Origin of the sequence: Paenibacillus sp. An7, from assembly GCF_009870785.1 — a bacterium.
GTDB lineage: Bacteria > Bacillota > Bacilli > Paenibacillales > Paenibacillaceae > Paenibacillus.
The window spans coordinates 1-273 of the sequence record NZ_WTWX01000104.1 but is presented as its reverse complement, the minus strand read 5'-3'; the positions used below and the strand labels follow the sequence as shown (position 1 = coordinate 273).

The 273-nt window shown below is 39.6% G+C and carries 1 protein-coding gene; it reads right to left on the bottom strand.

What is annotated here, in order from left to right; all coding sequences use genetic code 11:
* Positions 1-273: IS3 family transposase (locus tag GQY27_RS21335; RefSeq protein ID WP_160037256.1), on the bottom strand; the 273-nt coding region annotated here is incomplete at both ends.

The window sequence follows — 273 nt, the reverse complement described above, 5'->3', positions numbered from 1 at the left end:
TGGCTAACGTTCGATAAGGATTTGCTCTTCGTACTTTGGCAAAGAAGTGAAACTTACGCATTAAACGTAAGATTTTTTTATGATTCATGGGCCGCCCGGCTTTTTCAGCCACTTCCATATACAAACCACGATAACCAATTTTCCCATTGGCTTGATCATAAATTTCTTTTAGAAAGAGATAATCTTGATAGTCTGATTCTTCACTGAGGGCTCGTTTCTCTCCGTTTTGAAGCCACTTGTAATAGCCACTAGGACTTACTTTAGCCACTTCAC